This is a genomic window from Pseudomonas sp. P1_A1, from assembly GCF_056406935.1.
On record NZ_JBFTZE010000006.1, the window covers coordinates 142,417 to 166,588 of the forward strand.

Genomic DNA, 24,172 nt, shown 5'->3' on the forward strand with positions numbered 1-24,172 from the left:
GACAGACACTGGAAGCCAATCGAAAAACGCACATGACTACCTCAGCGCAAACCCGACTGCCGCAGGCGATATTCCCCTGGGGTTGCCTGCGCATAACGCTGGAAGAAACGACTGAAATAAGCCGGGTCCTTGAAGCCCAACTGGTAGCAGATTTCATTGGCCGAACTGCCGGTGAACAGCAGCAGGCGCTTGGCTTCCTGCATCATTCGTTCGAGGACCAGCCGTTTCGACGGCAGGTCGGCAATCCGTCGACAGACGTCATTCAGCCGCGCCTCGGTAACACCAATACTGTCTGCATAGCGCGCCAGAGGCCAGTGCTGCAGGTAATGGTCTTCGATCAACTCGTTGAAGCGGTGGAAGATCCGCAAGTCCTCATGGCGCGCTGGGCGGGCTTCCAGGGAGTTCGCGCACAGCCTGAGCAGGCTGATCATGATCAATCGCGTCAAGCTGTCCAGAGCCGAACCACGCCCTGGTCCATTGGCGTTGATCTCGCTGCACAGTTCCTCGAACAGAAACTCCAGCCTCCTGACCTCGGGATCGAATTGCGGCGCCAGTCGTGCCAGCGCGACGCAGGCCGCCGGCAACTGCACGCCCGGCGCAAGACTCGGGTCGGCATCGATCAACTGCCAGACCAGTTGCTGGCGCACGGTCAGTACATGCCCGTCGGCGTCTGCTTCGGTGACAAAGGAATGGGCCACCGTCGGCGGCGTGAGAAAAAACATCGGTCCCGACTCGAGGTATTGCTGGTCATCCAGATAAACCCGCACCGCACCGCTCTTCACGTAATGCACCTGAAAGAACCGATCGTGTCGATGCACCGGCATGTTGCGGCCGAAGAATTCCGCCAAATTGCCGAGTTTGTCGTAGTGCACTTCGGCATCGCTGTAGCGCTGGTCGTAGACCTGACCGATGTTGATATTGGGGATCGGCTGACGATCGATCATCGCTGGATTCTCTTTCTTATGGGGGTGTTGGCCGTGCAAGGGTTTTCATCCTGCGCCGGTTTGCGGCGGCTAACCACTATCGGAAGATTTTGCCACGCTTGACGATAGTTAACATATTAATTATAACGTTAACAGGTTAACGAATATTTTGCGGGGCAGTCACTGCCCCGCCACTGCCAGGAGAAAAGCATGAGCCGTGCCTTGCATAATGTTGCGAACGGCACCCTGTTCGGCGTTGCGCTGAACTACCAGGGGTTGCTGAACCAACGCATCGCCGAATTCGAGCAAGCGCCTTATCAGAAACCACCGGTCAAACCGGTGCTGTTCATCAAGACACCCAATACCCGCAATGACCATGACGGCGTGGTGCTTCATCCGTACGGTGTTCGTCTGCAACCGGGTCCGGCACTGGGTGTAGTGATCGGTAAAAGCGCCAGCCGTGTCAGCGTTGAACATGCGCTGGAGCATGTGGCCGGTTACACCATCGTTAATGAGTTCAGCCTGCCCGAAGACAGCTACTACCGTCCGGCGGTCAAGGCCAAGTGCCGTGACGGCTTCTGCTCACTGGGCCCGGAACTGGTTGCCCGTGACCAGGTCGCCAACCCGCATCAATTGAGCCTGAAGCTGTTCGTCAATGGTGAGCTGCGCCAGGAAAATTCTACGGCCAACTTTGTCCGCAACATTTCCCAACTGATCGCCGAGATCAGCGAGTTTATGACCTTGCACGAAGGCGATGTGCTGATCACTGGCACCCCTGAAGGCCGTGTCGATGTCCAGCCCGGCGATACCGTCGAAGTTGAAATCAGCGGCCTGGGCCGCCTCGTCAACCACATCGTGGCCGAGTAACAGGAGCTTCCATGAAACACGCTCGTATTCGCTATGAAGGCGAAATCCACCTCGCCCAGGTTGAAGACTACAACGCCTTGCGCCTGGCCGATGGCCGCCTGCTGGCCGAGAGTCAGGTTGAGTGGTTGCCACCGGCTACCGGCAGCATGTTCGCCCTGGGCCTGAACTATGCCGACCACGCCGCCGAACTGGCCTTTAAACCACCGACCGAGCCCCTGGTATTCATCAAATCCCCCGGCACTTACATCGGCCATAACCAGGTCACTTGGCGTCCGGACAATGTCGCCTACATGCACTACGAGTGTGAACTGGTGGCCGTCATCGGCAAGCGCGCACGCAACGTCAAGCGTGAAGATGCCCTTGAGTACCTGGCCGGCTATACGGTGTGCAACGACTACGCGATTCGTGACTACCTGGAAAACTACTACCGACCCAACCTGCGGGTGAAAAACCGCGATGCCACGACGCCCGTCGGCCCGTGGATCGTCGACGTCGCCGACGTGCCGGACCCCAGCAATCTGAAACTGCGTACCTGGATCAACGGTGAACTGCGGCAGGAAGGCAGCACCAAGGACATGATTTTCGACATCTCTTACCTGATCGAATATCTATCCAGCTTCATGACCCTGCAGCCCGGCGACATGATCGCCACCGGCACACCAGAAGGCTTGGCCGATGTCGTGCCCGGCGATGAAGTGATCGTGGAAGTCGAGGGCGTCGGGCGCCTGGTCAATCGAATTGTCAGTGAAGCGGAATTTTTCTCCGCCCATAAAGAGGCTTGAGCAACATGATCAAACACTGGATCAACGGCCGTGAGGTCGAAAGCAAAGACGTTTTCGTCAATTACAACCCGGCCACAGGCGAAGCGATCGGCGAAGTCGCAAGCGGCGGTGCTGAAGAAGTCGCTCAGGCCGTGGCTGCGGCCAAGGAAGCCTTCCCCAAGTGGGCCAAAACGCCGGCAAAAGAGCGTGCCCGACTGATGCGCAAGCTCGGTGAGCTTATCGCGCAGAATGTTCCGCACCTGGCCGAGTTGGAAACCCTGGACACCGGCCTGCCGATCCATCAGACCAAGAACGTGTTGATTCCACGTGCCTCGGACAACTTCGACTTTTTCGCCGAAGTCTGCACCCGCATGGACGGTCATAGCTATCCGGTCGACGACCAGATGCTCAACTACACCATGTATCAACCGGTGGGCGTGTGTGGCCTGGTGTCGCCGTGGAACGTGCCTTTCATGACAGCGACCTGGAAGACTGCCCCCTGCCTCGCACTTGGCAATACTGCAGTGCTGAAGATGTCTGAGCTGTCACCGCTGACCGCCAATGAATTGGGCCGCCTGGCTGTTGAAGCCGGCATTCCAAATGGTGTGCTGAACGTGATTCAGGGCTACGGTGCGACGGCTGGCGACGCGTTGGTACGGCACCCGGATGTGCGGGCGATTTCGTTCACCGGCGGCACGGCAACTGGCAAGAAAATCATGCAGACCGCAGGATTGAAAAAGTACTCGATGGAGCTGGGGGGCAAGTCGCCCGTACTGATTTTTGAAGATGCGGACCTTGAGCGAGCCCTCGATGCCGCGCTGTTCACCATCTTCTCGTTAAACGGTGAGCGCTGCACCGCTGGCAGCCGGATCTTCATCCAGGAAAGCGTTTACCCGGCCTTCGTCGCCGAGTTCGCCGCTCGTGCCAAACGCCTGATCGTCGGCGATCCGCAAGACCCGAAAACCCAGGTCGGCTCGATGATCACACAGGCCCACTACGACAAGGTCACCGGCTACATCAAGATCGGTATTGAAGAAGGCGCCACCCTCCTCGCTGGCGGTCTTGACCGTCCGGCGAACTTGCCTGCACACCTGAGTAAAGGCCAGTTTATCCAACCGACGGTGTTCGCCGATGTGAATAACAAGATGCGCATCGCCCAGGAAGAAATCTTTGGTCCGGTGGTGTGCCTGATTCCGTTCAAGGACGAAGCCGAAGCCCTGCAACTGGCCAACGATACCGAGTACGGCCTGGCGTCCTACATCTGGACTCAGGACATCGGCAAGGCCCATCGCCTGGCCCGTGGCATCGAAGCCGGCATGGTGTTCATCAACAGTCAGAACGTGCGTGATTTGCGTCAGCCATTCGGCGGTGTGAAAGGTTCCGGTACAGGTCGTGAAGGAGGCCAATACAGCTTCGAAGTGTTCGCCGAGATCAAGAACGTCTGCATTTCCATGGGCAGTCACCACATCCCGCGCTGGGGACTATGAGCAGCCGATAGCCGCCGCTGAAGGCTGCGGTGGGGCGCGCATCGCGCTCGTCGTAGTCTTCGCTGTCCATTGAATTGAACCAACAAGAATAACTTCAGGAGAATCATCATGGGCGAAGTCGTTCTGGCAGCAAAAGTCTGCCATGTACCGTCGATGTATCTGTCCGAACTGCCGGGCAAACACCACGGCTGTCGTGCTGCCGCTATCGCCGGACATAAGGAAATAGGCCGCCGTGCGCGCGAATTGGGTGCCGACACCGCCGTCGTGTTCGACGTGCACTGGCTGGTTAACAGCGGCTATCACGTGAACAACGGTGAGCACTTCAGTGGTGTTTACACAAGCAATGAACTACCGCATTTCATTAAGGACATGGTTTACCACTACCCGGGCTGTCCGGAACTCGGCGAACTTATCGCTGAGGAAGCCAACGCTGCCGGCGTGCGAACTCTGTCCCACAACATCCCGAGTCTGGAATTGGAATACGGCACCCTGGTGCCGATGCGCTACATGCACATGGATGTACCTGCCGCCGAAAAACTCAAGGTGATTTCCATCGCGGCCTGGTGTGCCTGGCATCGTCTGGAAGACAGCTTCGCATTCGGCGCCGCCGTGCGCCGCGCAATCGAGAAGAGCGACCACAAAGTCCTGGTGCTGGCCTCCGGTTCTCTGTCGCATCGCTTCTCAGACGATCGTGAAGCGGAAGCCAATATCCACAATTGGACTCGCGAGTTCGACAAACAGGTCGACATGCACGTGGTCAAGCTGTGGCGCGAAGGCCGTTTCAAAGAGTTCTGCGCGATGCTTCCTGACTACGCTGAGCACTGCTTCGGCGAAGGCAAGATGCACGACACTGCAATGCTTTTAGGTCTACTGGGCGGCCCGGACTACAACAAGCCGGTCGAAGTGCTCACAGAACCTTTTGGCAGCTCCGGTACCGGCCAGATCAACGCCATTTTCCCGCTCTGAATTTCGCTTAAGCGGCCGGGAAGCGCCCGCCGCTCGACACAGCCAACTACCAGGAGGGCACGATGCCGCATTTTATTGCTGAATACACTGACAACATCGAGCAACAAGCCGACTTGCCGGGCCTGTTTGAAAAAGTTCACGCCACACTTGGCGCCAGCGATGTATTTCCGCTGGGGGGTATCCGTAGCCGCGGAGTTCGACTGGACACGTGGCGCATGGCTGACGGCAAACACGATTACGCCTTCGTCCACATGACGCTGAAGGTAGGACACGGCCGCGACTTGGCAACGCGTCAACAGGTCGCGGAAAAACTGTTCGGAGTCATTACCGCCCACTTTGCAACGCTACAGGCAGAACGTCTGCTGGCCCTGTCGTTTGAAATGATCGAGTTGCACCCCGAGCTGAATTTCAAGCTCAACAACGTCCATGCCTTTCTCAAGCAACAGGCGAACTAAGAAGCTCCTCACCCCATTGGCCTCTCTCACAAAAAAGTACAACATCATGAGCATAGCCACTTCCGTTACACAGCCTTTGAGCGACGCCGCAACGTCGACCCACCGCACGGTGACCTGGCGGCTGATGCCACTGCTGCTGGTGTGTTACCTGTTCGCTCATCTTGACCGGATAAATATTGGTTTTGCCAAGATGCAGATGGGCACCGACCTGCACTTCAGCGACACCGTCTACGGATTTGGTGCAGGCCTGTTCTTTGTGGCGTACGCGATGTTCGGTGTACCCAGCAACATAGCCTTGGATCGCATTGGGCCACGGCGCTGGATCGCTTTGTTGATGGTCGTCTGGGGGACCTTGTCCACCAGCATGCTGTTGATCGAAAACGCTGAGGGTTTCTACGCGTTGCGCTTCTTGCTCGGCGTCGCCGAGGCTGGATTTTTCCCAGGTATTTTGGTGTACCTCAACCGCTGGTATCCGGCCGGTAGGCGCGCACAGGTAACCGCGTTGTTCGCCATTGCCGTGCCGCTGGCCGGGGTCGTCGGTGGCCCTCTATCGGGCGGTATCCTGCAAGGCTTTCATGATGTTGGGGGCCTACGTGGTTGGCAGTGGATGTTCCTGATTGAAGGCGCACCAGTCGTACTTCTCGGCTTGCTGGTGCTCAAGGTGCTGCCCGACAACTTCGAGTCAGTGAGCTGGCTGAGCAACGAGCAGAAAGACCAACTGCGCAATCAACTGGCTGGCGAAGAGCAACGCAAATCCATCATCTCGTTCAGCGGTATCCTCCGTGATCCGCAGGTCTGGTTGCTGGTGGGGATCTACTGCGCGGTCATGTTGGCGGTCAACACGCTCGCTTTCTGGATGCCTACCCTGATTCATAGCTCTGGGATAGGCAGCGATGGCCAGGTCGGCCTGCTCAGTGCCCTGCCCTACCTGGCAGGCTGCGGTTTTATGATCGCCTGCGGGCGCTCATCAGATCGGCGCCGCGAACGCCGGTGGCACTTGAGTGTGCCATTGCTCATGTCTGCCCTCGGTATCGCTGTAGCCGGCCTGATGCCTGGCGATCCCTTCATGGTAATCGGAGGTTTGGTGATTGCGGGTATGGGCGCGAGCGCCGCACTGCCGATGTTTTGGCAGCTACCACCGGCATTCCTATCAAACAGTACCCAGGCGGCGGGCATCGCCTTGATCAGTTCCCTGGGAAGTATTGCCTCGTTTCTGACACCCAATCTGATTGGCTGGATGCGAGACACCACCCACAGCGCCAGTCTTGCCCTCTACGTTCTCGCGGCCCTAATCGTCGCGGGCGCCTTTCTGGTGCTGCGCACGCCCGCCGCTATCGTCAATCCTCATTAAGAGATCTACGTCATGCTCGATCAAGAATTCATCCAGCAAGCCGCTGCTCAACTGGACAACGCCGAGCGCTCTCGTGAGCAAGTTGGACAGTTTTCCCTCGCGCATCCACAGATCACCATCGAAGATGCCTATGCCATTCAGCGAGCCTGGGTGGCGCAGAAAATAAAGAACGGACGCAAGCTGGTGGGGCACAAGATTGGCCTGACCTCTCGGGCCATGCAGGTTTCATCAAATATTTCAGAACCAGATTACGGGGCGTTGCTTGACGATATGCTGTTCGACGAAGGCACCGATATCCCCTTTAACCGCTTCATCGTGCCGCGCGTTGAAGTGGAGCTGGCATTCATACTCGGCAAGCCGCTCAAAGGCCCGAACGTGACGATTTTCGATGTGCTGGATGCTACTGAATGGGTGATTCCGGCCCTGGAAATCATTGACGCGCGTATCCAACAGATCGATCCCGAGACCAAGGCCACGCGCAAGGTCTTCGACACCATTTCCGACAATGCGGCGAACGCCGGGGTGGTCATGGGTGGCCGTGCTGTCCGCCCTCATGAAGTCGACCTGCGCAAGGTGCCAGCTGTTTTGTACCGCAATGGAGTGATCGAGGAATCAGGGGTGTCTGCTGCCGTTCTCAATCATCCTGCGAAGGGTGTCGCCTGGCTGGCCAACAAACTCGCACCTTACGACGTCACATTGCAACCGGGACAGATTATTCTGGGCGGGTCGTTTACCCGTCCAGTGGCTGCCAACCCAGGCGATACCTTCCATGTCGATTACGACATGCTCGGCTCCATTTCCTGCCGCTTTGTCTGATTTTTGGAGGACCGTTTCATGGACATGCCCATCAACACATTCAAACAGCGCCTGAAAAGTGGCAAGGCGCAGATCGGCCTTTGGCTCGGTCTCGCCACCCCCTACTGCGCGGAGCTGGCAGCCAATGCCGACTTTGATTGGCTATTGATCGACGGCGAGCATGCACCCAATGACGTACGCAGCATGCTTGGCCAACTGCAGGCCATAGCTCCCTATGCCAGTCATCCGGTGATCCGCCCTGTCGCCGGCGACACAACGTTGATCAAACAGATTCTGGACATCGGAACCCAGACGTTGCTGGTGCCAATGGTCGAAAGCGCCGAGCAGGCGCGAGAACTGGTGCGTGCCGTGCGCTATCCGCCCAGTGGCGTGCGAGGTGTAGGCAGCGCACTGGCACGGGCGTCGCGCTGGAATACCGTGCCCGGGTACTTGGACAAGGCCGACGAGCAAATATGCCTGTTGGTGCAGATTGAAAGCCTCAAAGGCCTGGCCAATCTGGATGGCATCGTCACCGTCGAGGGCGTTGACGGGGTGTTTATCGGCCCCGCCGACCTCAGCGCTGCCATGGGCCATCGCGGTAATCCGGGGCATCCCGAAGTTCAGGCAGTCATTGAAGACACGATCATTCGAATCCGCGATGCGGGCAAGGCGCCAGGCATTCTCAGCGCTGACGAAAAACTGGCTAGGCGCTACATCGAGCTCGGCGCGGCATTCGTAGCGGTGGGTGTTGACACCACAGTACTGATGCAAGGCCTGCAAGCACTGACAAGCAAGTTCAAAAATACCCCGGCCACCATCAGTACCGGCGGCGCTTACTGATTTCAGGTCAATTGCAAATACTCACTGCTGGCGGTCGGTTTTGCCAGCAGTGATCACCCAGAGATCAACGCTTAAGTGACTTCAAATCGTTGAGCAGCACCAACAACGTCTGCAATTTTTCCGCGCCGAAGCGCTCCTGCAAGCGCTCATAGTTCTCTTCCATGCGCCCTCTCATACTTTCAAAACAGCTATCTCCGGCAACCGTCAGTTTCACCAGCACTCGACGCTGGTCGTGTTCTGAGCGCCGTCGTTCGACTAGCTCTGCGGTTTCCATCCGCGCCAGTACGCCTGTCATACTGGGCTTGAGAATACACGCCAAGTCCGCCAAGCGATTGATTTCCAATTCGCCCTGCTGACTGAGAATCCGCACCACCCGCCATTGTTGTTCAGTGAGACCTATATCCTTCAGGGAGGGCCGGAAAAAACTCATGGCGACTTCACGGGCCTGGAGCAAGTTGAGTGTCAGAGACTGTCGGTGCTTGGGCATTTAAGAATGGCTCGAAATTAGTTAGCATGTTAATAATATTATCACGCTGAAATAGCCATAAAGCTTCTTACTTCCATAAAAAAACGGCGCTTTGGGCGCCGTCTATTTTGATCGCTAACTAAATCAGATCAGAGCCTGATTACCGTTTTCAGCACCGTCTTGAATGTTTCCAATTGGTCGTCGCTGAATTGACTGAAGACTTTTTCCTGCTGTTCACGGGCTATTGACCACAATCCTTCTGTTTCATCGATACCTTTAACCGTCAGACGCAAATGCCCATCTTCTTCACAGACCAGGCCTTTCCGAGTGAGGTTGGAAACGGCCTCTTCTATTTCCCGCACTGGCATCGCCACCTCGCGCTGCAGATCGGTAAGGCTTAGACCCGCATCATTTTCTAACACCATCAGCATACGTGCCTCACTGGTTCGCAAACCTGTCGACAATTGCCGCGGCTGATAGCTTGCCTGATAAGCGCGCAGAGCTTGGGTCATAAGGTAGTAAAGATTATGGCTCAGTCGTCCTTGGAAGTGACTGCTCGGCGGCTGACCTTCACCACTCTTGGTCATACGAGTGTGCGGCAGCACCATGGAGTAAGCACCTTGGTGATACAGCAGTGGTGAACGACCAAAATCATCGAAAGCCACAACCTTGCCAATCATGATCCAGTGATCACCACCGTCCACCTGCTGGTATTTTTCGCAATGAAAACGTGCCGAGCAGTCAGAGAGCACCGGCGCTCCGCCCTCGCCTGCTTCAAAGTCGACCTCTGCAAAACGGTCATCCTTCGGACGAGCGAAATTGTTCGAAAGATCAATCTGATCGGCAGCAAGCACGTTCACCGCAAAGTGTGTAGCTTCTTCAAACACGCCGTGACTTGAAGAGCGCTTGTCGATGCTCCAGAGGATTAATGGCGGATCCAGCGACACCGAGTTGAAGCTGTTGGCCGTCACCCCCACCTTGCGGCCGTTCTGGTCGGCGGCTGTTACCACTGTTACACCGGTGGCGAAGTTACCTAATGCGCGGCGAAATGCACGCGCATCGAAGGCAGAAGAAACGGCAATCTCATTAATATCGGACATGCAAGACTCCCGAGCACGCCCAGGAGCGTGCCCTGATTGTTTTTATAACGGGCTTGTGGTGTCGCAGCTACTCGCCTCAGGCCATCGACGGGTCGGGCTCAAGGCCCATCAGTTCGCGACCAAGAATTTGTGCACAGACATCGTAATCGGTGTATGCGTGCGCACCAGTAAGATGGGAGTCGCGGAAAAGGCGTTGCAGCTCGTTGGTTTCAAACCAGGCTCCACCACCTGCCGCTTCCATCAGACGATCCACTGCCTGGATACACATCTTTGTGGCGTAGCCCTGATTAGTACGCCAGAACGTCAGCGTGGAGCGACTTGGATATTCGTGGCGCTCACTGTATTCAGCGATCTCCTCCCAGCTTTTTTCCAGCAGCGCTCGGGCGGCCGCGACCTGATGTGTGGATTCCGCCAAGCGCATCAATGCCGGGGTGGCTGCGCCGACAGCGGCACCAGTGTAGGCACGGACGCGGTTGCGGGTTTTCTCACGGAAGACATCCAGCATGCGCTCGGCAATACCCAAGCTGACCGTCGAGAAACCGCTGGCGAAATAAGGCCGATAAGGGGCGAAGAAAATCTTGCTGTCCGGATAAAGTCCAAAGCCCGCGGACTTACCTTCGATCATGTCCTTGGCTTTCTGGATGCGATACTCAGGCACGAACGCGTCTTCAACGATCAGAGTTTTACTGCCACTACCGCGCATCCCCACTGCAAACCAATCATCACGAATTGCGTAGTCACTGCTTGGCAGTACTGCGAAGCAATAATCCCGAGTGCCTTCAGTATTTTCGCGAAAGAAACCCATGATGGCCCATTCGGCATGATCACAGCCTGAACTCCATCCCATTTCACCACTAAAGGTGACGCCCCCCTCCACCTCCTGGATACGACCGAACGGCGCGATACTGCTACTGGCCGTGGCGTCAGGGTCTCGGCCCCACATCTCATCCTGCAACTTGCTGGAAAACATCGCGATTTGATGGCTGTGGGTACACAACAGACTCATCGCCCAAGCCGTACTTGCGCAGGAACCAGCCAACAATGCGATGCAATCTGCGAATTGAGGGAGGGAAATTTCCATGCCGCCGTATTTCTTCGGCTGCAAGGCTCGGTGCATGCCAATACCTTTGAGCAGCGCGATGTTTTCGTTAGGCACGCAACGCGCTTTTTCTGCCTCGAAGGCATTTTCTGCAATAGTCGGCAGGACACTTCTCAGATCTTCCAGCAGCGGGTTTGGCTTTTTCATGGATGGTCTCTTTATTATTGGATTGTGGTGTTCCGGCGAGCGAGAGTATTTATAGAGCGTGTTGAAGGCACCGCACACGCGATAAATAAGTCAGTACGCCGATAAAGACCATGCAAGTATGGAGTGCAAAAGCGCGGCGAAAAATGCACGTTTCGAACGGAAGATTGTACTTTTCAAAGGGCCCTAATCAAATGGAAGAACAGCTCGGGGAACAGCTCACAGCCAACCTTGGGGAAACCCGGCACCACCGAACCCCGTGGTTTGAGCCCAGGCAGTTAATAACTGAAATAGGTGCCCCAATTCTTTCTGCCTCCAATCAGGAATCGAATGCGCTCTCGGGAAAACCGGGTGGTGTGTAGTGATTGGCGCACTCAACGGCCGCCCTACTCAACCAACGTTTCACGCGCTAGATAGTTCTGCGCAAGCCGCTTGCTTTCCAGGGCAAACCCAAGCCCGTGGCTGGCGGCCTCCCACGTCATGTAGGAACGATCAAAACTCAGTGTGTGAAATGCAGCGATTCGTAGGAACACGAGAAGTTGAGCTGAATATCGAGATGGCTCTGGCGAAATTGCACCAGGCGCAGCATCAGCCACGACAGGCCGAAACTGGGGGGATGAGCGCAGCCGCAAACAGTCGAAGCTGACATCACTGGTGCCGCGTTCGGTCGCCACCGCCAGGCTATGCAGGATGCCGGAAATCTCAGTGAGGTATGTTCACCCACCGGCGTCAATGTCACCCCCTGGCCGTTCTGAGAACAGCTGTCGACCAATCATCGCCTCCAGTTCTGCCAGCTGGTGACTAACTGCCGAGGGCGTCAGATCGAGAACTTCTATGGCTCGCGCGACATTACCGAAGCGTGCCGCTTTTCTAACTAAAAAAAGCCTTCACAAAAAGCCAGGTGCGAAATTACAGCACCTAATTAGAACTTTATAAACCCATTCAACATGATCGTATCCCCTTCGGTAGTGTTCCGAGCATACACGTCACTTTGATAAGCAGCGAACAGGCCCAAATCCCGATGTGCATATCCTATTTGCGGACCAACTTTTATAGACTTCGTACGATTGCCGATATCTTTGCCATGAAGCTGATCATCACTGAGCTGGGTTGCCAAATATCCACCAACCCCTGCCAACCAGTTATTGGAAAATCGATAATTTATCCCATAGTCTGCTACGACTTGCACACCCGATTGATAATCAGTTTTCTGATTTTCAAAACTATAATTAGTACTAATCTTTGAACTCACCTCCACTTGCGGCAGGGGAAACCAAGTGAAAGCGTACGCTGCATAAATCACACTGCTATTGTTACCGGGGTTAATGAGTGCGTGCTCATCATATTCCCCCCAAGGAGCGACGTAATCCAACTCTATATTGTGAAGATACGTTGGGGACTGCCAACTGACCAGAGCCCCAAACATCGGATCCGCCATCCCACTTGCGGAATCCCTACCGAACGGCCCCAATGCAGGAATATCCACATGGCCTTGTACGTAAGGAACTGCTATTTGCAATGAAACATTGCCTCCTAACAACGTTGGCCCGTCAAGCGTGTGAACCAATCGCAACGCGTGAGCGTGGATTTTTCCTTTTACTTTAGGAAACACCTTATCACCTCGCCCATCGTGGATTGAGTCGATATCGATGAGCTTGTTGTATGTATAGAGATGCGTCTCGCCTGGGGCACCCACAGCGCCGCTCATGACGGTCACGATTCCCGCTGGGTAGCTCGAAGTGCCACCCTCAAGCGCGATCGAATTACCAGCAAAAAACAAGGCGCCAGTGCAAACAACCAGACGATAAATAGCTGAAAATTTCATCACGCCTTCCTTCTTTTTATTATTTTCTACAACATGATTTACGCTAACATGTAGAACAGAAACGGCAGAGCCAGAGACCTAGATCATTCAGTCTCCGATGAGAAATATTTCCCCAGCCTCTGTAACTTCCAAACTTATAGAAATTAAGCGCTGACCGATACAAGGACCTTTTATACACAAGCCCGAGTCGACCTCAAACAATGCGCCATGACCACTACACACGATATATCGGGACTCACTATCTAGATAGCGATTCTTAAGCACCGGCATAGAAGAGCCAGGCCAGTGCGGGCATGAGTTTTTGTACCCAACAATATGACCACCATTGTTGACTAAAAAAAAGTCATCCTGACCTACGTTTTTTATCCTGAACCCGAAGGACTGACCTGGCGCAAGTTGCTCGAGATGGCAAAGCCTGAGACGCTGGGGATTCGCCATCGTTTACTTAACCTCTTTTAATCAGGCTTTCCGCCTGGAGCCCATTTCTCGCGCCAGTCAAAAAGGAAGATTTGGGAGTTATCGACGATAGCGGGAGCTTCCCGTGGAGACCACTCATCATCGTGTTGATCCATATCGGCGTCATATTCGATATGACAAGCCATCGGGGTATTGAAATACCAGAACCAATTAGACCCAAACTGGTGACGTCCAGGCCCCCAGTACGATTCGTAGCCCTTTCCAGCAAACGCATAGCCGGCCTGCATCACTTCGGTTGGCCCTCCCATATGGAACGTAAAATGTTCACATCCCTGCAGGTGTGGAGGAGTCTGGATGAAGAAAAGGGTGTGGTGGTCAAAAGTACCGGCAGGACGCAGAAACGGGCCCATACCAATGAATCTGTCGGTAACTCTGAAGCCCAGACGGTCGGCGTAAAATCGCTCTGCCTTGTCGGCGTCTGGGACAAAATAGACTACATGAGAAAGTGTTCGTGGCTTAGGAGCCAGCTCCGTGGTATCGACATTGACGCCCGTCTTGTTTTTTTGGCGATGAATATCGCCAGGGGCGTTTACACGCTCCGCACTCAATTGGTGCGACTTTCTGATCGAGACCTGGAAGCCAAGAGCAAAGCCGACATCGTCAAGTAGCTCCAATGAGCCATCAGACAAGGTCTTGACTTCCCGCTCCCCCTCAAATTCCTTTTTTATACTTTCCAGAGTGGCAGCATCTTTCACGCCATACATGGTTTTGCGCAGCATGTTTGCGGTAGGCAATGTCCAAGCGGGAAGACTTGGATCATCCCGATGCTTGATAACCACGCCGGTTCCGTCTAACGCCTCGAAGCGTCCATCACCTACCGGCTCAAGGCCGTAATCCTTCAGGAACCGCTCGCAGAGCGCAACATCATCAACGCCAAAATACAATGTGTCCGGACCAAGGATGTTCATTTCAACACCTATCAAAGATTGCGTTTTTGTTATGTCAGGCCCGCCTTTTTAAGCGGGCCGGATATCTTCGATGCGCTCGTGAATTACAATTCCACTCACATGAACGGCTTGCGCTCCTCGGGCCACCAGAGACCCGGGATCGGTTGTCCCATTTTGTTGCGAAGCGTTCCGACACCGTCAACGATCAGTTCGACGACATCGCCTGGCTGGAGCCGCCGGTCAAGCTCAAGAGCAGAACCACCACCCATAGTACCCGAACCAATCACGTCGCCTGGCACAACAGCCTCACCTAGACTCGACCAGGCAATTAGCTCGCCTACGGTCCACAGCTTGTTTGAGCTGTCGCCCTTACCCCAAGTCTCGCCGTTGACCCGAACTTCCATACCAATTCGGTCAAGATCTTTAAATTCGTCAATGGTGGTAATCCACGGACCGATGCCGTACGCAAAATCCTTGCACTTGGTAGGGCCCATTGCAATTGGCATCTCGATCGCTTGACGGTCGCGAGCGCTGAAATCGTTGAAAATGGTAATGCCAAAAAGGTGGTCAAGTGCGTTATCAGGGTTGAGATTTTCACCACGCTTGCCGATGACATAGCCCAGCTCGAGCTCATAATCCATGTGCTCTATATAACCTGGCCATGGGACTTCGGCATCATGCCCAATGACGGTATGCGGTGTACCTTTGAAGTACCCAGGAATTTTCAGAAGGCTGGGAGTTGGCTCGTGACCAATTTTTTCATGGAAGCCTTTGATGTGGCCAATGAAAGTCAACCCATCACGCACGACAGATGGATCCGAAGCCGGGAGCCATGTCACTTGGTCGAATGATGTGGAGTAGGCATCGGGACGCGTAGCGTTGATTTTTTCAGCTGCCTGGACAAAGGGTGAACCCAATGCAATTGCCGCCGACATGCTCCCAGGGAATACAGCATCTGCATACTTCAACGAGGCTTCCCGAGAAGAGCCTTCTTTGAACAACTGCTCCTGAAGGGCACGTTTCAGGTCGATAACCCGTTTCTCTTCCGGTACTACGAGTACCAAACGCGCTTCCGCTCCGTCAGGACCATTAACAGAAATACGGCCGAGCTTCATAGCATCTCCCTCTTTTGTTGGAATGGCTCGTTATGGCAGAGCCGGCATTTTGGCCTGCACAGCTTAAAGCTATACGGCACGTATCGTTTTGTAAAGATAAACCTATATACCGCCCATCTGTCATATCGACTACAGCCGGGCCTGCACTCCTGGCAGGCCAAGCATCTGAACGGCTCCGCCGCGGTAAAATCGGCTTTGCTGATGCATGCCAAATACGATCGAATCGTTTCGTTTATTTGGAATGTTTTCGAGAACGTAAAAAGGCAGCCTGATGGCAGACTGTGCCTCAAGCACCTTTAAATTTTAATCAACAGGGCTGAGCTATAAAGTGGTAACTATCCATTAAAAGTTGTGCACTTTTATCGCGATTCGCGAGTGGATTCTGCTCATAGACCGATAACTGATAGGACGCGTCGAAGATTCTCTTCACGCGATCAAACCGACGTTGGCTGTACATTTTCAAAGCTTCATCAGCAGAGTATTCGCCTAGTACCTGAGCCAAAACTACTGCGTCTTCAACTGCCATACCTCCACCCGAGGTAAGCTGTGGTGTTGGGGCATGAGCGGCATCACCCAACAGGACCACTCGATTTCGATTCCAGGGAACAGGAACAAGGGTCACATCAAACGGGCGAAACAATACATCTGCGGGCGATGTGATTTGTTCCAGCGCTTCACGAATCAAAGGGGCCTCATAGGAACGGAGCCTCTCAATGAGCAAACTGTCCAAATTTTCATCCGGGTACCGAAGGTGCTCTTGACTGTTCTCCATATGGAAGAGATAGCAGTTTTCTGCCGAAATGGGCAGAACCCCAACGGCCGTCCCATCCGCAGCTCGGAATATATGGAACCCATCAAGCGATGAGGGTCTACGAGCGTTGAAACGCCAAACACTCTGTTTGGCAAATTTTGGACGATGCTCTTCGCCAAAAAAACGGTCTCTCAAACGTGAAAAGGCACCATCTGCCGCCACAACCAAATCATATTCAGTTTCAGTGCCATCGGTAAAACTAACCAATACAACTTTACCCTTGTCAATAACCGACTCAACTGAAATACTTTTACTCAGTATCGCGCCGCGCCTGGAAGCATGGGACTCAAGGATATTCGATAACTCAGGACGCTTAATGCCACAGTTGTCTCCAATCGGAGAGGCCATGATCAAAGTTCCAGTAGCATCGAACTCACGAAACATTTGGAAGGGTGCCCCGCGCTCAAGGCAATCATTTTTCAGCCCGATCGAATCGAGGGCTCGCAATGTGTTACCTAAAAGACAAATCCCAGTTCCTGCCGCAGAAATAGAAGGCTTATTATCAATTGCGTGAACTTCGATGCCACGATCAGCGAGCGCACAGGCCAAGGTGCCACCGCCTATTCCAGTTCCTACAATCAATACTTTCTTGATCTTTTGCATTGCGCTGCACCTTTTACTTTTTCTTGTATTCAGGACAGACCATTAATGAATTAAAAAGCCGTGTTGGCTTTCCCTTTCAAGGCAAGCATTTCCCTCGCCTCTTGAGGCGTAGCAATTTCAAAGCCCAACGGCTCGATAATACTGCGAATTTTTTGCACCTGAGCAGCGTTGGAGACCGCCAGTTCACCACGCCCAATGTACAAACTATCTTCTAGCCCGACCCGGACGTTCCCACCCATGATGGCCGCAAGCGTCGCTAGTGACATTTGGTCTTTCCCTGCACCCAGTACTGACCAATGATACTGATCACCAAACAGACGATCTGCTGTCCGTTTTTGATGCATTACATCCTCGATGTGAGCACCTATCGCACCCCGCAGTCCAAAAATTGTTTGGATGAATAGCGGCGGCTTAACAAGGCCCTTGTCCAGGAAATATTTCAATGTATACAAGTGGCTGACGTCGTAACATTCGAACTCAAAGCGCGTGCCTGCCGCGCCGATAGTTCGCAGAATCCACTCGATGTCGGAAAAAGTGTTTCGGAAGACAAGATCTTTCGTGGCAGTGAGGTGCTCTACCTCCCAGGAATAACGCCAATTCCGGTCTTTGGCGGCCATCTCTGAAAGATTGAGATTAATCGACCCCATGTTCAAGGAGCACATCTCTGGCTGCAGAGCGACACCTGCAGCAGCGCGCTCGCTAATCGGCATTGCTGGCCCACCACCGCCGGTGGATACGTTCACGATCGCATCAGTTTCGGTTTTRATTCGAGACACAAACTGACGGAAAATTTCAGGATCGCCAGTGGGACGACCATCTTCAGGATTTCGGGCATGAAGATGAACAATCGCCGCACCCGCCTCTATCGCTTCAATTGCCTGATCAGCAATTTCTTGAGGAGTAACCGGCAGATGTGGGGACATCGACGGCGTATGAGCGCCACCAGTAATGGCAGCAGTAATAATGATTTTTTTCACAGCTCTTCTCCTTCCTGCAGTGCGAGCAGGACAAATAGCATCCGGCAGTTGTGCTTTGAGCGATTGGACCAACTGTGATTTGTGGCTCGTTGCACCAGCACGTCCCCCGGGCGCATGACCGTCTCACCGTGATCCATCATCGCGACGATTTCACCTTCGAGTACCACGGCGTAATCCAGCGATTCGGTTTTGTGGAACCAAAAATGGCGCGGCTTGTTCTTGTCTCGAACCCCTTCACTGTCGAGGAATTCAACCAGTTTTTCTTGGTCGTAGACCTCATCTGGTGGGAAGTCAACAATGCGAAGGAGTGACCCCTTATCAGAGTGGAAACCGAATTTATGACCAGCCGGTGCTGGATCGAAACCTACAGCGCGCCCTGCCCCGGTTGCCCAGACAACCTGAGCTACCGGTTTGCCAGGTTGCGCGAGCACATTAGGTGTGTCTCCGTCGCTGGTGAATATGGATTCACCCACTTCGTTATGACCGGTCACGATCCTTCGTACGGGCTTGTAATCCGTGTTGAAAATCTTGTTCATTCATAGCCACCTTAAATACGGTACGTATTGTATTGTTATTGAGTAAATTTTTTTGAGCTATGCGGCCTGAACGCGGGCGACGTCCATAATAAAGAAAGAAGCCGACGCGCTAGCTATGAGCAATTCACGGTGCGGGTCGAATAATTCAGCCCTCGCGAAGGCAACTTGGCGACCAACACGTTCGACTGTGGCACTTACTTTCAGTCGCGAGGGTTTGACGGCGGCCTGCATGTTCACCGTGATACTGGTCGTAGCACAGGTTTGGCCACAAGAAAGTTTACTAAGAACTGCAAAAGCCATCGCATAATCAAGCATAGTCATTAAGGTGCCGCCAGCAACGACGCCATTACCCTGAATGGCCGCTTCGGGAACTTCGTAGCTTAGCTCGACAGCCCCAGGCCGCCCTTGAATTAGCCGGGCGCTAAGGGCACTTAGTCCGGGGGTTAGTTCCAGAGGAATATCGAACTGGGCCTCTGCAATAACTCGCTCCAAGAAGGCGCGATCTGGATTGTCAACGACAGGATCCATAATTCTTCACCTCACTTATCGAAACTAACGCACTTTTGTCGCTGCGTACCCAGCCCGGCAATTTCGCCGATCATAATATCGCCATCTCGCAAGAAGCGATTATAGTGAGTGCCATTACCTGCAGGAGATCCGGTACAAATAATATCGCCCGGCAAAAGCTTGGCATACTTAGATATATATGCAATTTGTTGCTCAATTCCAAACAGCATATCTGCGGTGGTCTCGTCCTGCATGGTGACGCCGGAAACGGTCAAGCGCATAGAGAGATTATGAGGGTCCTTTACAAAGTTCTTGGGTACCAAGTAGGGTCCCAATGGCAGAAAACCTGGTTGGCCTTTCGATCGCAACCAATCTGTCCCGAGCATTTTATAATCGGTTCGGGGAATCAAATCGCGAGCAGAAATATCGTTGACAATCGTGTAACCGGCCACATAATCCATAGCGTCTTCAGCACGGATATTGTAACCCTTCCGTCCAATAACAACAGCCAACTCCAGCTCCCAGTCAGGCTTGCTTGTGGTAGGTGGTAGCACCAAATCTTCGTAAGCACCCGAGATTGCTGAGACGGGTTTGGTGAAGACATAGGGTTCGCCAGTGGCAACCCGTTGATCCATCATGTCCTCGGCCCACTTCCTGAGCTCATCTTTATTAAAACCTTCTGGCCCGACATTAGAATCGACCGTCAAATCAACTACATGCTTTCGGTAGTTTGCACCAGTGCAGAAAACCTGTCGTGGGAGATCAATGGCTGGACGAAAAATCAATTGATCTTCGCTATACCAAGAGGATGTCGACGCTTTGTTTACAATGGATTCGAGTGCAGCGTAGCTAACTTCCCAATTCTCAAGGAGCGACAACACACTTTGGTCCCGGAGAGTATTAACTCCAAACTCTTCAGCCAAGCTACTGACCGAAGTAATTTTACTGTCTACAACAAGCCCAGCGAAGCGTTGTTGTGGGCTGGACTTCAACGAAAATGTACCGAGCGAAAACTTCTTCATATAGGTCTCCGGAATTATTGCAAAAAAGAGCAATCGACAACCTGCTCATACGTAACATTCGCCCCAGCCAACCCAAGCAAGGCTCGTTGGCCGATAAGAAGTTCAATGCCGTCACGGGAGGGTATCAAGGTACTTGGAAACGTATTAACCAGCGCCGTTACTGCCTCGGGAGGGAGGCCGAGCGACTCCAGAGACTCTTTAAGCTTCGCCGTGTCATCTGGCACGGTGGTTAATGAAGCTTGCAGCATGTGAATCCAGGCCTTTAACGCTTCATTGGCATGACTCACTGACCTCCTTACTACCAGGCCTTGACCAGGAAAGTTAGAAAATACATCTTGTATTGTTGCGATATGACTAAGCCCCCGCTGTACTGCCATCGTGTCGAATGGTGGCCCCAGCAAGGTTGCATCGCCCTGCCCTTCGGTGAGCGCGGAGAAACGCTCACGCACGCCTCCTACCGGGGTCAGGCGATAGTCCTCGGTACCGAGCCCGGCTTGTTGCAGCAGCGCCCGGAGTGCAATAACAAACCCGTTCTCCGGCGCATCCACCAGAATGTTGGCGCCGACCAAATCTGATGGGACCGACAGATTTGAGGATCCAATCAACTGAAGCGGGGTGGTCGTTTCAATTTGGGCAACTACGACAAAGTCTTCAGGTCCTTGCCGCTGGTTCCAGTGCAGTACATTGTCGATCGACGTCACGACTGCATCGACCGCGCCTTCACAAAGCAACAGGTACTGCTCATCGGATGACTGTGTCCTGGAGGACTCAAGACGGAAGCCAAGCGACTCTTGCCACGAAGCGGCCACCGCAATGGCGGGAGGAACGAACCACATCACCCGAAGAGTATTGGTAGGCATTTTTTTTCCTCGTTCTAGATGACGCAAATCTAATACTAGACGTATCGTATTGTCAATGAGTTGCCCGAAGCAGCAGATAATCTAAAAACTTGCTAAAAAACAAAGACATAGCTGGTAACGGCAAAGTTAAGATATAGAAAAGAACAAATGGTAGCTTCATTCCTGAGCAGACTTTTGAGGTCACATATAGGAGAAGCCAACCAAGCCCGCACCCTGCACTGAGCCAACAGCCCGGCGCCAGCGATACATTGCCAGGCCTAAGGACTCCATAGTGCGTTTGCGACTGGGCATTCATGCCTGCTCCCTGCCACCTGAATGCGAGACTCCGGCAAAAATACGCTATCAACGACCAGGGTTTTTTGCTGCCGCTGCCGCGCTTTCTGATGGAATGCCCGCCTTCGCCAAATGTGTACTCATTCAAGCGGCAGGAGAAAAAAACAACAAGCTTATGATCAAACCCGATCAGAAACTCACCGCTGACCTGCTAGCCTGCACGCCAACAGAGAACTCAGGCTATTCATTGGCCAGATGAGCTTGCCCTCGACAATCCGGCAATCTTTTTAAGCGCAAAAAATACGCCCACAAACCCGCTCATCAATCCGCTGAAGAAACCACTCAGACCATTCCCTAAAGAATTATCAAATGGAGTGAGCGGGAAAGGTGCGAAAAAATGAGCAATCAAAAAAGCCAGCACTGCAGAGATCACGCCTCCGATAACACCCGCCACGATAGATTCTTTAATGGTGTCATTCATTTCCTACTGCCCTCCTCTTCAAAGAAACGCAACCTGGATTCATAGCACGCTCCTCCTGGCTTCGGTATGCGCACCCCGCGAAGCCATCCTCGCAACCACGCCCATACATTATATACGATACGCATCGTTTTACAAAAATAAATATGCTTTCAGCAGTTGAAATGCGTAAAAATCCATTCCGTAAGCAACCATCAAACCCCGTTTTTTCGGACAAAATTCCTTCACGACGACTCAGTACGAATTCCAATACCGTAGGGTAGAAATTGAAGTGGAATTTTTTCATTACGGCAAATATACTGGCCTAACCGTTTCGATTGCCAACCACAAAACCGTACGGCGACGAGCGGGGCAAAACGAAGTTTTTAAATGCGTTATCAGGAAGTTGACTATGCAAGTCAAAAAAGCAGAATCGAAAAAAAGCTCAGCTGTCGGGCGACCACGCAGCGAAGCTACTCGCCTGCTGATCCTCGATGCGACCATTAAACTCCTGCAAGACAATTCAATTCAGGCTATATCCATTGAAGCCATTGCAAGAGAGGCCGGCGTTAGCAAAGCAACCATTTATAGATGGTGGGACTCCAAGGCACTCGTAGTCATTGATGCGTTCATCGAAAATCACCTCATCAAAACGACACTTCCACGGGAACTTGGCCCAAGAGAAGCGATCGCCCATCATTTCCGCTCCCTTGTAGAACAATACTCCGGCTGGCCAGGTCGCTTGGTTGCTCAAATCATCGCAGAGGGTCAGTCAGACCCTTCAATTTTGCGTGCTTTCCGCGAAAGATTTCACTATGGAAGGCGAGCAGTTATTAGTGAAACTCTCGAGGAATGGCGAAACAAAGGTGAAATTTCGAGCGACACGAATATAGAGATACTCATGGATGTGATTTATGGAGCGGTTTATATGCGCCTGATGATTGGTCACGCACCACTTAATGAGGCCTTTGCCGAATCCCACATAAAGTATGTCTACCACCTGTTGGATACAAACAACCAAACTCCTACCAATGCCAATTGATTTGATCGTGTCAGGTTTATTGGCACCCAAGCCAACAAACCTTACTGAGTCACGTAGTGTGCAGCTTAAATCCAACCATGCGGTCATCTACCAAAGCACAACTTGCGCTTCAATTCACCCACCTCCTAATGATTGCCCTTACCTTGACGATCAGGGAGCAAGCCTACTAAGCATGCCATGCTGAATATTGTAGGCGAGCAACCAAGCCTCTCCCTCAACTCGCCAAACATGGCGAGTCGAGGTCCTCGAGTGGTAGGACTGCTTAGAAGGGTTGCCCCAGATACTGATAGGTCTGCAACAGCAAAGCCGCCGATTTCTCCCTGTTACCGATTGGGTCTTGCTGCTCGTATTTGCAGAGCTGGAACGAAGCGTCACAAATGACTTTTACACGATCAAAACGGCGAGCGCTGTAGGCTGCGAGGGCCTCCCGGGCCGTAGTGGTAGTGGACAGGCATTCTGCGAGCACCACGGCGTCTTCGATGGCCATGCCGCCGCCGGAAGTCATATGCGGAGTGGGCGCATGCGCAGCATCTCCCATCAGCACGACCCGCCCACGATTCCAGGGAGCTGGCACCAAGGTAACGTCCAGGGGACGGAATATAACCTGCTTGGCTTCGGTGACGTGCTCGAGCGCTTCTCGCACTGCCGGAGCAACATATTCGGCAAGCCTTTCGCGAATCAGCAAATGAGCCTGGTCCTCTGGTATACGCATAGGCTCCTTGCTGGTCTCAAGATAGAAGATGTAGCAGCTGTCTTTCGAGGTTGGAAACGAACCTACAGTTCGACCCGAAGGGCTTCGATAGAGGCAGAATCCTTCGACCTGATCCGGGCGAGGCGCATTAAAGCGCCATACGCTTTGCCCCGCAAAACGAGGCCCGCAATCAGCTCCAAAAACCTGCTGTCGCAGCTTGGAATAAGCGCCGTCCGCCGCGACAACAAGATCGTAGGTGGCTTCTCTACCGTCTGAAAATCGAACCTCGACACAATCTCCACGATCATTCAGGCTCTCAACAGTCAAACCATGATCCATGACCGCGCCGGCATTCTTTGCAGCTGATTCCAGGATGCGCGCCAATTCCGGCCGACGAATACCGCAACTCGGGGGGGCGGGATTGGAACGCAGGAGCTGCCCGGCGGAATCAAACTGGAGGAACGACTCGAAGCGCATACCACTCTCGAGACAGGGTTGCGCCAACCCGATCATGTCCAGCGCCCGCAGAGTGTTGTGCAACAAGCAAATACCGGAGCCCGCGGAAGAACTCTCAGGCTTGATATCTATGCAATGAACATCTATCCCCACCCTGCGTAGAGCGTAGGCAGCAGTAGCTCCGCCAATGCCACTACCTACAATTAAAACGCGCTTAATTTCATTCATTTCTTGTCTCCTCTCCGCTTCTATGGCGGGTGGTATTTGTTCATCTATCGGCAGGGTCGCAGGCATGGGGTTGCCACAACCAGCCTTGTTGAACCTTGCTTATCAGGGGGGGGCGCTTGCCTGAACGGCAATGCCACTTGCATCACCTGTC

General features: G+C 53.4%; 26 protein-coding genes and 1 pseudogene. 10 read left to right on the plus strand and 17 right to left on the minus strand.

Annotated elements, in window-relative coordinates; translation table 11 throughout:
- Positions 1-41 precede the first annotated feature (41 nt).
- On the minus strand, positions 42-944 hold the full coding sequence (hpaA, locus tag AC1D2Q_RS11190; RefSeq protein WP_095129232.1) for a 4-hydroxyphenylacetate catabolism regulatory protein HpaA: 903 nt from the start codon (positions 942-944) through the stop codon (positions 42-44).
- Between the two features lie 189 nt (positions 945-1,133).
- On the opposite strand from hpaA, the gene AC1D2Q_RS11195 reads away from it, so the two are divergent.
- From AC1D2Q_RS11195 to hpaI, 8 genes are all read left to right on the plus strand, one after another.
- Positions 1,134-1,790: a fumarylacetoacetate hydrolase family protein gene (locus AC1D2Q_RS11195; protein ID WP_477813225.1), complete on the plus strand. Its 657-nt coding sequence runs from the start codon at positions 1,134-1,136 to the stop codon at positions 1,788-1,790.
- Positions 1,791-1,801: 11 nt separating this feature from the next.
- Positions 1,802-2,572, plus strand: a complete 771-nt coding sequence (locus AC1D2Q_RS11200; RefSeq protein ID WP_095129230.1) for a fumarylacetoacetate hydrolase family protein — start codon at positions 1,802-1,804, stop codon at positions 2,570-2,572.
- Positions 2,573-2,577: 5 nt separating this feature from the next.
- Entirely contained in the window at positions 2,578-4,038 is a 1,461-nt protein-coding gene (gene hpaE / locus AC1D2Q_RS11205) for a 5-carboxymethyl-2-hydroxymuconate semialdehyde dehydrogenase (protein ID WP_095129229.1), read from the plus strand.
- Positions 4,039-4,146: 108 nt separating this feature from the next.
- A complete protein-coding gene (hpaD, locus tag AC1D2Q_RS11210) occupies positions 4,147-5,004 on the plus strand; it encodes a 3,4-dihydroxyphenylacetate 2,3-dioxygenase (protein ID WP_095129228.1) in 858 nt (285 codons plus the stop codon).
- A 62-nt stretch (positions 5,005-5,066) separates the two neighbouring features.
- A complete protein-coding gene (locus tag AC1D2Q_RS11215) occupies positions 5,067-5,459 on the plus strand; it encodes a tautomerase family protein (protein WP_413695398.1) in 393 nt (130 codons plus the stop codon).
- Between the two features lie 46 nt (positions 5,460-5,505).
- Positions 5,506-6,810 carry an MFS transporter gene (locus tag AC1D2Q_RS11220; RefSeq protein ID WP_095129226.1) on the plus strand — a complete coding sequence of 435 codons (1,305 nt, stop codon included), beginning with the start codon at positions 5,506-5,508 and terminating at the stop codon, positions 6,808-6,810.
- A 12-nt stretch (positions 6,811-6,822) separates the two neighbouring features.
- Positions 6,823-7,626 carry a 2-oxo-hept-4-ene-1,7-dioate hydratase gene (gene hpaH / locus AC1D2Q_RS11225; RefSeq protein ID WP_095129225.1) on the plus strand — a complete coding sequence of 268 codons (804 nt, stop codon included), beginning with the start codon at positions 6,823-6,825 and terminating at the stop codon, positions 7,624-7,626.
- A gap of 18 nt (positions 7,627-7,644) precedes the next feature.
- Positions 7,645-8,445, plus strand: coding sequence for a 4-hydroxy-2-oxoheptanedioate aldolase (gene hpaI, locus AC1D2Q_RS11230; RefSeq protein ID WP_095129224.1), 801 nt, complete (start codon positions 7,645-7,647; stop codon positions 8,443-8,445).
- A 64-nt stretch (positions 8,446-8,509) separates the two neighbouring features.
- Here hpaI and hpaR read toward each other — a convergent pair whose 3' ends face one another.
- The 14 genes and pseudogenes from hpaR to AC1D2Q_RS11300 all read right to left on the minus strand — a co-directional run bounded on the left by hpaR (position 8,510) and on the right by AC1D2Q_RS11300 (position 20,874).
- Complete coding sequence (gene hpaR, locus AC1D2Q_RS11235) at positions 8,510-8,932, minus strand: homoprotocatechuate degradation operon regulator HpaR (RefSeq protein ID WP_095129223.1); 423 nt, start codon at positions 8,930-8,932, stop codon at positions 8,510-8,512.
- A gap of 128 nt (positions 8,933-9,060) precedes the next feature.
- On the minus strand, positions 9,061-10,011 hold the full coding sequence (locus AC1D2Q_RS11240; protein ID WP_095129222.1) for a p-hydroxyphenylacetate 3-hydroxylase reductase component: 951 nt from the start codon (positions 10,009-10,011) through the stop codon (positions 9,061-9,063).
- Between the two features lie 76 nt (positions 10,012-10,087).
- Positions 10,088-11,257 carry a p-hydroxyphenylacetate 3-hydroxylase oxygenase component gene (locus tag AC1D2Q_RS11245; protein WP_095129221.1) on the minus strand — a complete coding sequence of 390 codons (1,170 nt, stop codon included), beginning with the start codon at positions 11,255-11,257 and terminating at the stop codon, positions 10,088-10,090.
- Between the two features lie 285 nt (positions 11,258-11,542).
- Positions 11,543-12,123, minus strand: a pseudogene (locus AC1D2Q_RS11250) (LysR family transcriptional regulator); the annotation flags it as partial.
- Between the two features lie 53 nt (positions 12,124-12,176).
- Positions 12,177-13,079, minus strand: coding sequence for a SphA family protein (locus AC1D2Q_RS11255; protein WP_477813226.1), 903 nt, complete (start codon positions 13,077-13,079; stop codon positions 12,177-12,179).
- A gap of 87 nt (positions 13,080-13,166) precedes the next feature.
- Positions 13,167-13,517: a Rieske (2Fe-2S) protein gene (locus AC1D2Q_RS11260; protein ID WP_095129219.1), complete on the minus strand. Its 351-nt coding sequence runs from the start codon at positions 13,515-13,517 to the stop codon at positions 13,167-13,169.
- Positions 13,518-13,534: 17 nt separating this feature from the next.
- Positions 13,535-14,464, minus strand: coding sequence for a VOC family protein (locus AC1D2Q_RS11265; protein ID WP_095129378.1), 930 nt, complete (start codon positions 14,462-14,464; stop codon positions 13,535-13,537).
- A gap of 95 nt (positions 14,465-14,559) precedes the next feature.
- A complete protein-coding gene (locus tag AC1D2Q_RS11270) occupies positions 14,560-15,558 on the minus strand; it encodes a fumarylacetoacetate hydrolase family protein (protein WP_477813227.1) in 999 nt (332 codons plus the stop codon).
- A 307-nt stretch (positions 15,559-15,865) separates the two neighbouring features.
- Complete coding sequence (locus tag AC1D2Q_RS11275; protein ID WP_477813228.1) at positions 15,866-16,972, minus strand: FAD-dependent monooxygenase; 1,107 nt, start codon at positions 16,970-16,972, stop codon at positions 15,866-15,868.
- 50 nt (positions 16,973-17,022) lie between these two features.
- On the minus strand, positions 17,023-17,949 hold the full coding sequence (gene kce, locus AC1D2Q_RS11280) for a 3,5-dioxohexanoate:acetyl-CoA acetone transferase (RefSeq protein WP_095129216.1): 927 nt from the start codon (positions 17,947-17,949) through the stop codon (positions 17,023-17,025).
- Entirely contained in the window at positions 17,946-18,485 is a 540-nt protein-coding gene (locus AC1D2Q_RS11285) for a cupin domain-containing protein (protein ID WP_095129215.1), read from the minus strand. The genes kce and AC1D2Q_RS11285 overlap by 4 nt, the downstream gene beginning before the upstream one ends.
- Positions 18,486-18,542: 57 nt before the next feature.
- Complete coding sequence (locus AC1D2Q_RS11290; RefSeq protein WP_095129214.1) at positions 18,543-19,013, minus strand: PaaI family thioesterase; 471 nt, start codon at positions 19,011-19,013, stop codon at positions 18,543-18,545.
- 11 nt (positions 19,014-19,024) lie between these two features.
- Positions 19,025-20,014 carry a fumarylacetoacetate hydrolase family protein gene (locus AC1D2Q_RS11295; RefSeq protein WP_095129213.1) on the minus strand — a complete coding sequence of 330 codons (990 nt, stop codon included), beginning with the start codon at positions 20,012-20,014 and terminating at the stop codon, positions 19,025-19,027.
- A gap of 14 nt (positions 20,015-20,028) precedes the next feature.
- Entirely contained in the window at positions 20,029-20,874 is an 846-nt protein-coding gene (locus AC1D2Q_RS11300) for an ABC transporter substrate-binding protein (protein WP_095129212.1), read from the minus strand.
- A 271-nt stretch (positions 20,875-21,145) separates the two neighbouring features.
- Between AC1D2Q_RS11300 and AC1D2Q_RS11305 the strand changes: the two genes are divergently transcribed.
- Positions 21,146-21,406, plus strand: coding sequence for a hypothetical protein (locus tag AC1D2Q_RS11305; protein WP_141232743.1), 261 nt, complete (start codon positions 21,146-21,148; stop codon positions 21,404-21,406).
- Here the strand turns inward: AC1D2Q_RS11305 and AC1D2Q_RS11310 are convergent.
- A complete protein-coding gene (locus AC1D2Q_RS11310) occupies positions 21,392-21,628 on the minus strand; it encodes a hypothetical protein (protein ID WP_095129211.1) in 237 nt (78 codons plus the stop codon). The two genes, AC1D2Q_RS11305 and AC1D2Q_RS11310, sit on opposite strands and share 15 nt — an antisense overlap.
- 388 nt (positions 21,629-22,016) lie before the next feature.
- Between AC1D2Q_RS11310 and AC1D2Q_RS11315 the strand changes: the two genes are divergently transcribed.
- On the plus strand, positions 22,017-22,646 hold the full coding sequence (locus AC1D2Q_RS11315) for a TetR/AcrR family transcriptional regulator (RefSeq protein ID WP_095129210.1): 630 nt from the start codon (positions 22,017-22,019) through the stop codon (positions 22,644-22,646).
- A 262-nt stretch (positions 22,647-22,908) separates the two neighbouring features.
- On the opposite strand, the gene AC1D2Q_RS11320 is transcribed toward AC1D2Q_RS11315, so the two are convergent.
- On the minus strand, positions 22,909-24,021 hold the full coding sequence (locus AC1D2Q_RS11320; protein WP_477813229.1) for an FAD-dependent oxidoreductase: 1,113 nt from the start codon (positions 24,019-24,021) through the stop codon (positions 22,909-22,911).
- Positions 24,022-24,172: the final 151 nt, after the last annotated feature.

Coding starts and splice junctions, on each gene's coding strand:
- hpaA (WP_095129232.1), bottom strand. CDS start 944: ATGATCGATCGTCAGCCGATCCCCAATATCAACATCGGTCAGGTCTAC.
- AC1D2Q_RS11195 (WP_477813225.1), top strand. CDS start 1,134: ATGAGCCGTGCCTTGCATAATGTTGCGAACGGCACCCTGTTCGGCGTT.
- AC1D2Q_RS11200 (WP_095129230.1), top strand. CDS start 1,802: ATGAAACACGCTCGTATTCGCTATGAAGGCGAAATCCACCTCGCCCAG.
- hpaE (WP_095129229.1), top strand. CDS start 2,578: ATGATCAAACACTGGATCAACGGCCGTGAGGTCGAAAGCAAAGACGTT.
- hpaD (WP_095129228.1), top strand. CDS start 4,147: ATGGGCGAAGTCGTTCTGGCAGCAAAAGTCTGCCATGTACCGTCGATG.
- AC1D2Q_RS11215 (WP_413695398.1), top strand. CDS start 5,067: ATGCCGCATTTTATTGCTGAATACACTGACAACATCGAGCAACAAGCC.
- AC1D2Q_RS11220 (WP_095129226.1), top strand. CDS start 5,506: ATGAGCATAGCCACTTCCGTTACACAGCCTTTGAGCGACGCCGCAACG.
- hpaH (WP_095129225.1), top strand. CDS start 6,823: ATGCTCGATCAAGAATTCATCCAGCAAGCCGCTGCTCAACTGGACAAC.
- hpaI (WP_095129224.1), top strand. CDS start 7,645: ATGGACATGCCCATCAACACATTCAAACAGCGCCTGAAAAGTGGCAAG.
- hpaR (WP_095129223.1), bottom strand. CDS start 8,932: ATGCCCAAGCACCGACAGTCTCTGACACTCAACTTGCTCCAGGCCCGT.
- AC1D2Q_RS11240 (WP_095129222.1), bottom strand. CDS start 10,011: ATGTCCGATATTAATGAGATTGCCGTTTCTTCTGCCTTCGATGCGCGT.
- AC1D2Q_RS11245 (WP_095129221.1), bottom strand. CDS start 11,257: ATGAAAAAGCCAAACCCGCTGCTGGAAGATCTGAGAAGTGTCCTGCCG.
- AC1D2Q_RS11255 (WP_477813226.1), bottom strand. CDS start 13,079: ATGAAATTTTCAGCTATTTATCGTCTGGTTGTTTGCACTGGCGCCTTG.
- AC1D2Q_RS11260 (WP_095129219.1), bottom strand. CDS start 13,517: ATGGCGAATCCCCAGCGTCTCAGGCTTTGCCATCTCGAGCAACTTGCG.
- AC1D2Q_RS11265 (WP_095129378.1), bottom strand. CDS start 14,464: ATGAACATCCTTGGTCCGGACACATTGTATTTTGGCGTTGATGATGTT.
- AC1D2Q_RS11270 (WP_477813227.1), bottom strand. CDS start 15,558: ATGAAGCTCGGCCGTATTTCTGTTAATGGTCCTGACGGAGCGGAAGCG.
- AC1D2Q_RS11275 (WP_477813228.1), bottom strand. CDS start 16,972: ATGCAAAAGATCAAGAAAGTATTGATTGTAGGAACTGGAATAGGCGGT.
- AC1D2Q_RS11285 (WP_095129215.1), bottom strand. CDS start 18,485: ATGAACAAGATTTTCAACACGGATTACAAGCCCGTACGAAGGATCGTG.
- AC1D2Q_RS11290 (WP_095129214.1), bottom strand. CDS start 19,013: ATGGATCCTGTCGTTGACAATCCAGATCGCGCCTTCTTGGAGCGAGTT.
- AC1D2Q_RS11295 (WP_095129213.1), bottom strand. CDS start 20,014: ATGAAGAAGTTTTCGCTCGGTACATTTTCGTTGAAGTCCAGCCCACAA.
- AC1D2Q_RS11300 (WP_095129212.1), bottom strand. CDS start 20,874: ATGCCTACCAATACTCTTCGGGTGATGTGGTTCGTTCCTCCCGCCATT.
- AC1D2Q_RS11310 (WP_095129211.1), bottom strand. CDS start 21,628: ATGAATGACACCATTAAAGAATCTATCGTGGCGGGTGTTATCGGAGGC.
- AC1D2Q_RS11315 (WP_095129210.1), top strand. CDS start 22,017: ATGCAAGTCAAAAAAGCAGAATCGAAAAAAAGCTCAGCTGTCGGGCGA.
- AC1D2Q_RS11320 (WP_477813229.1), bottom strand. CDS start 24,021: ATGAATGAAATTAAGCGCGTTTTAATTGTAGGTAGTGGCATTGGCGGA.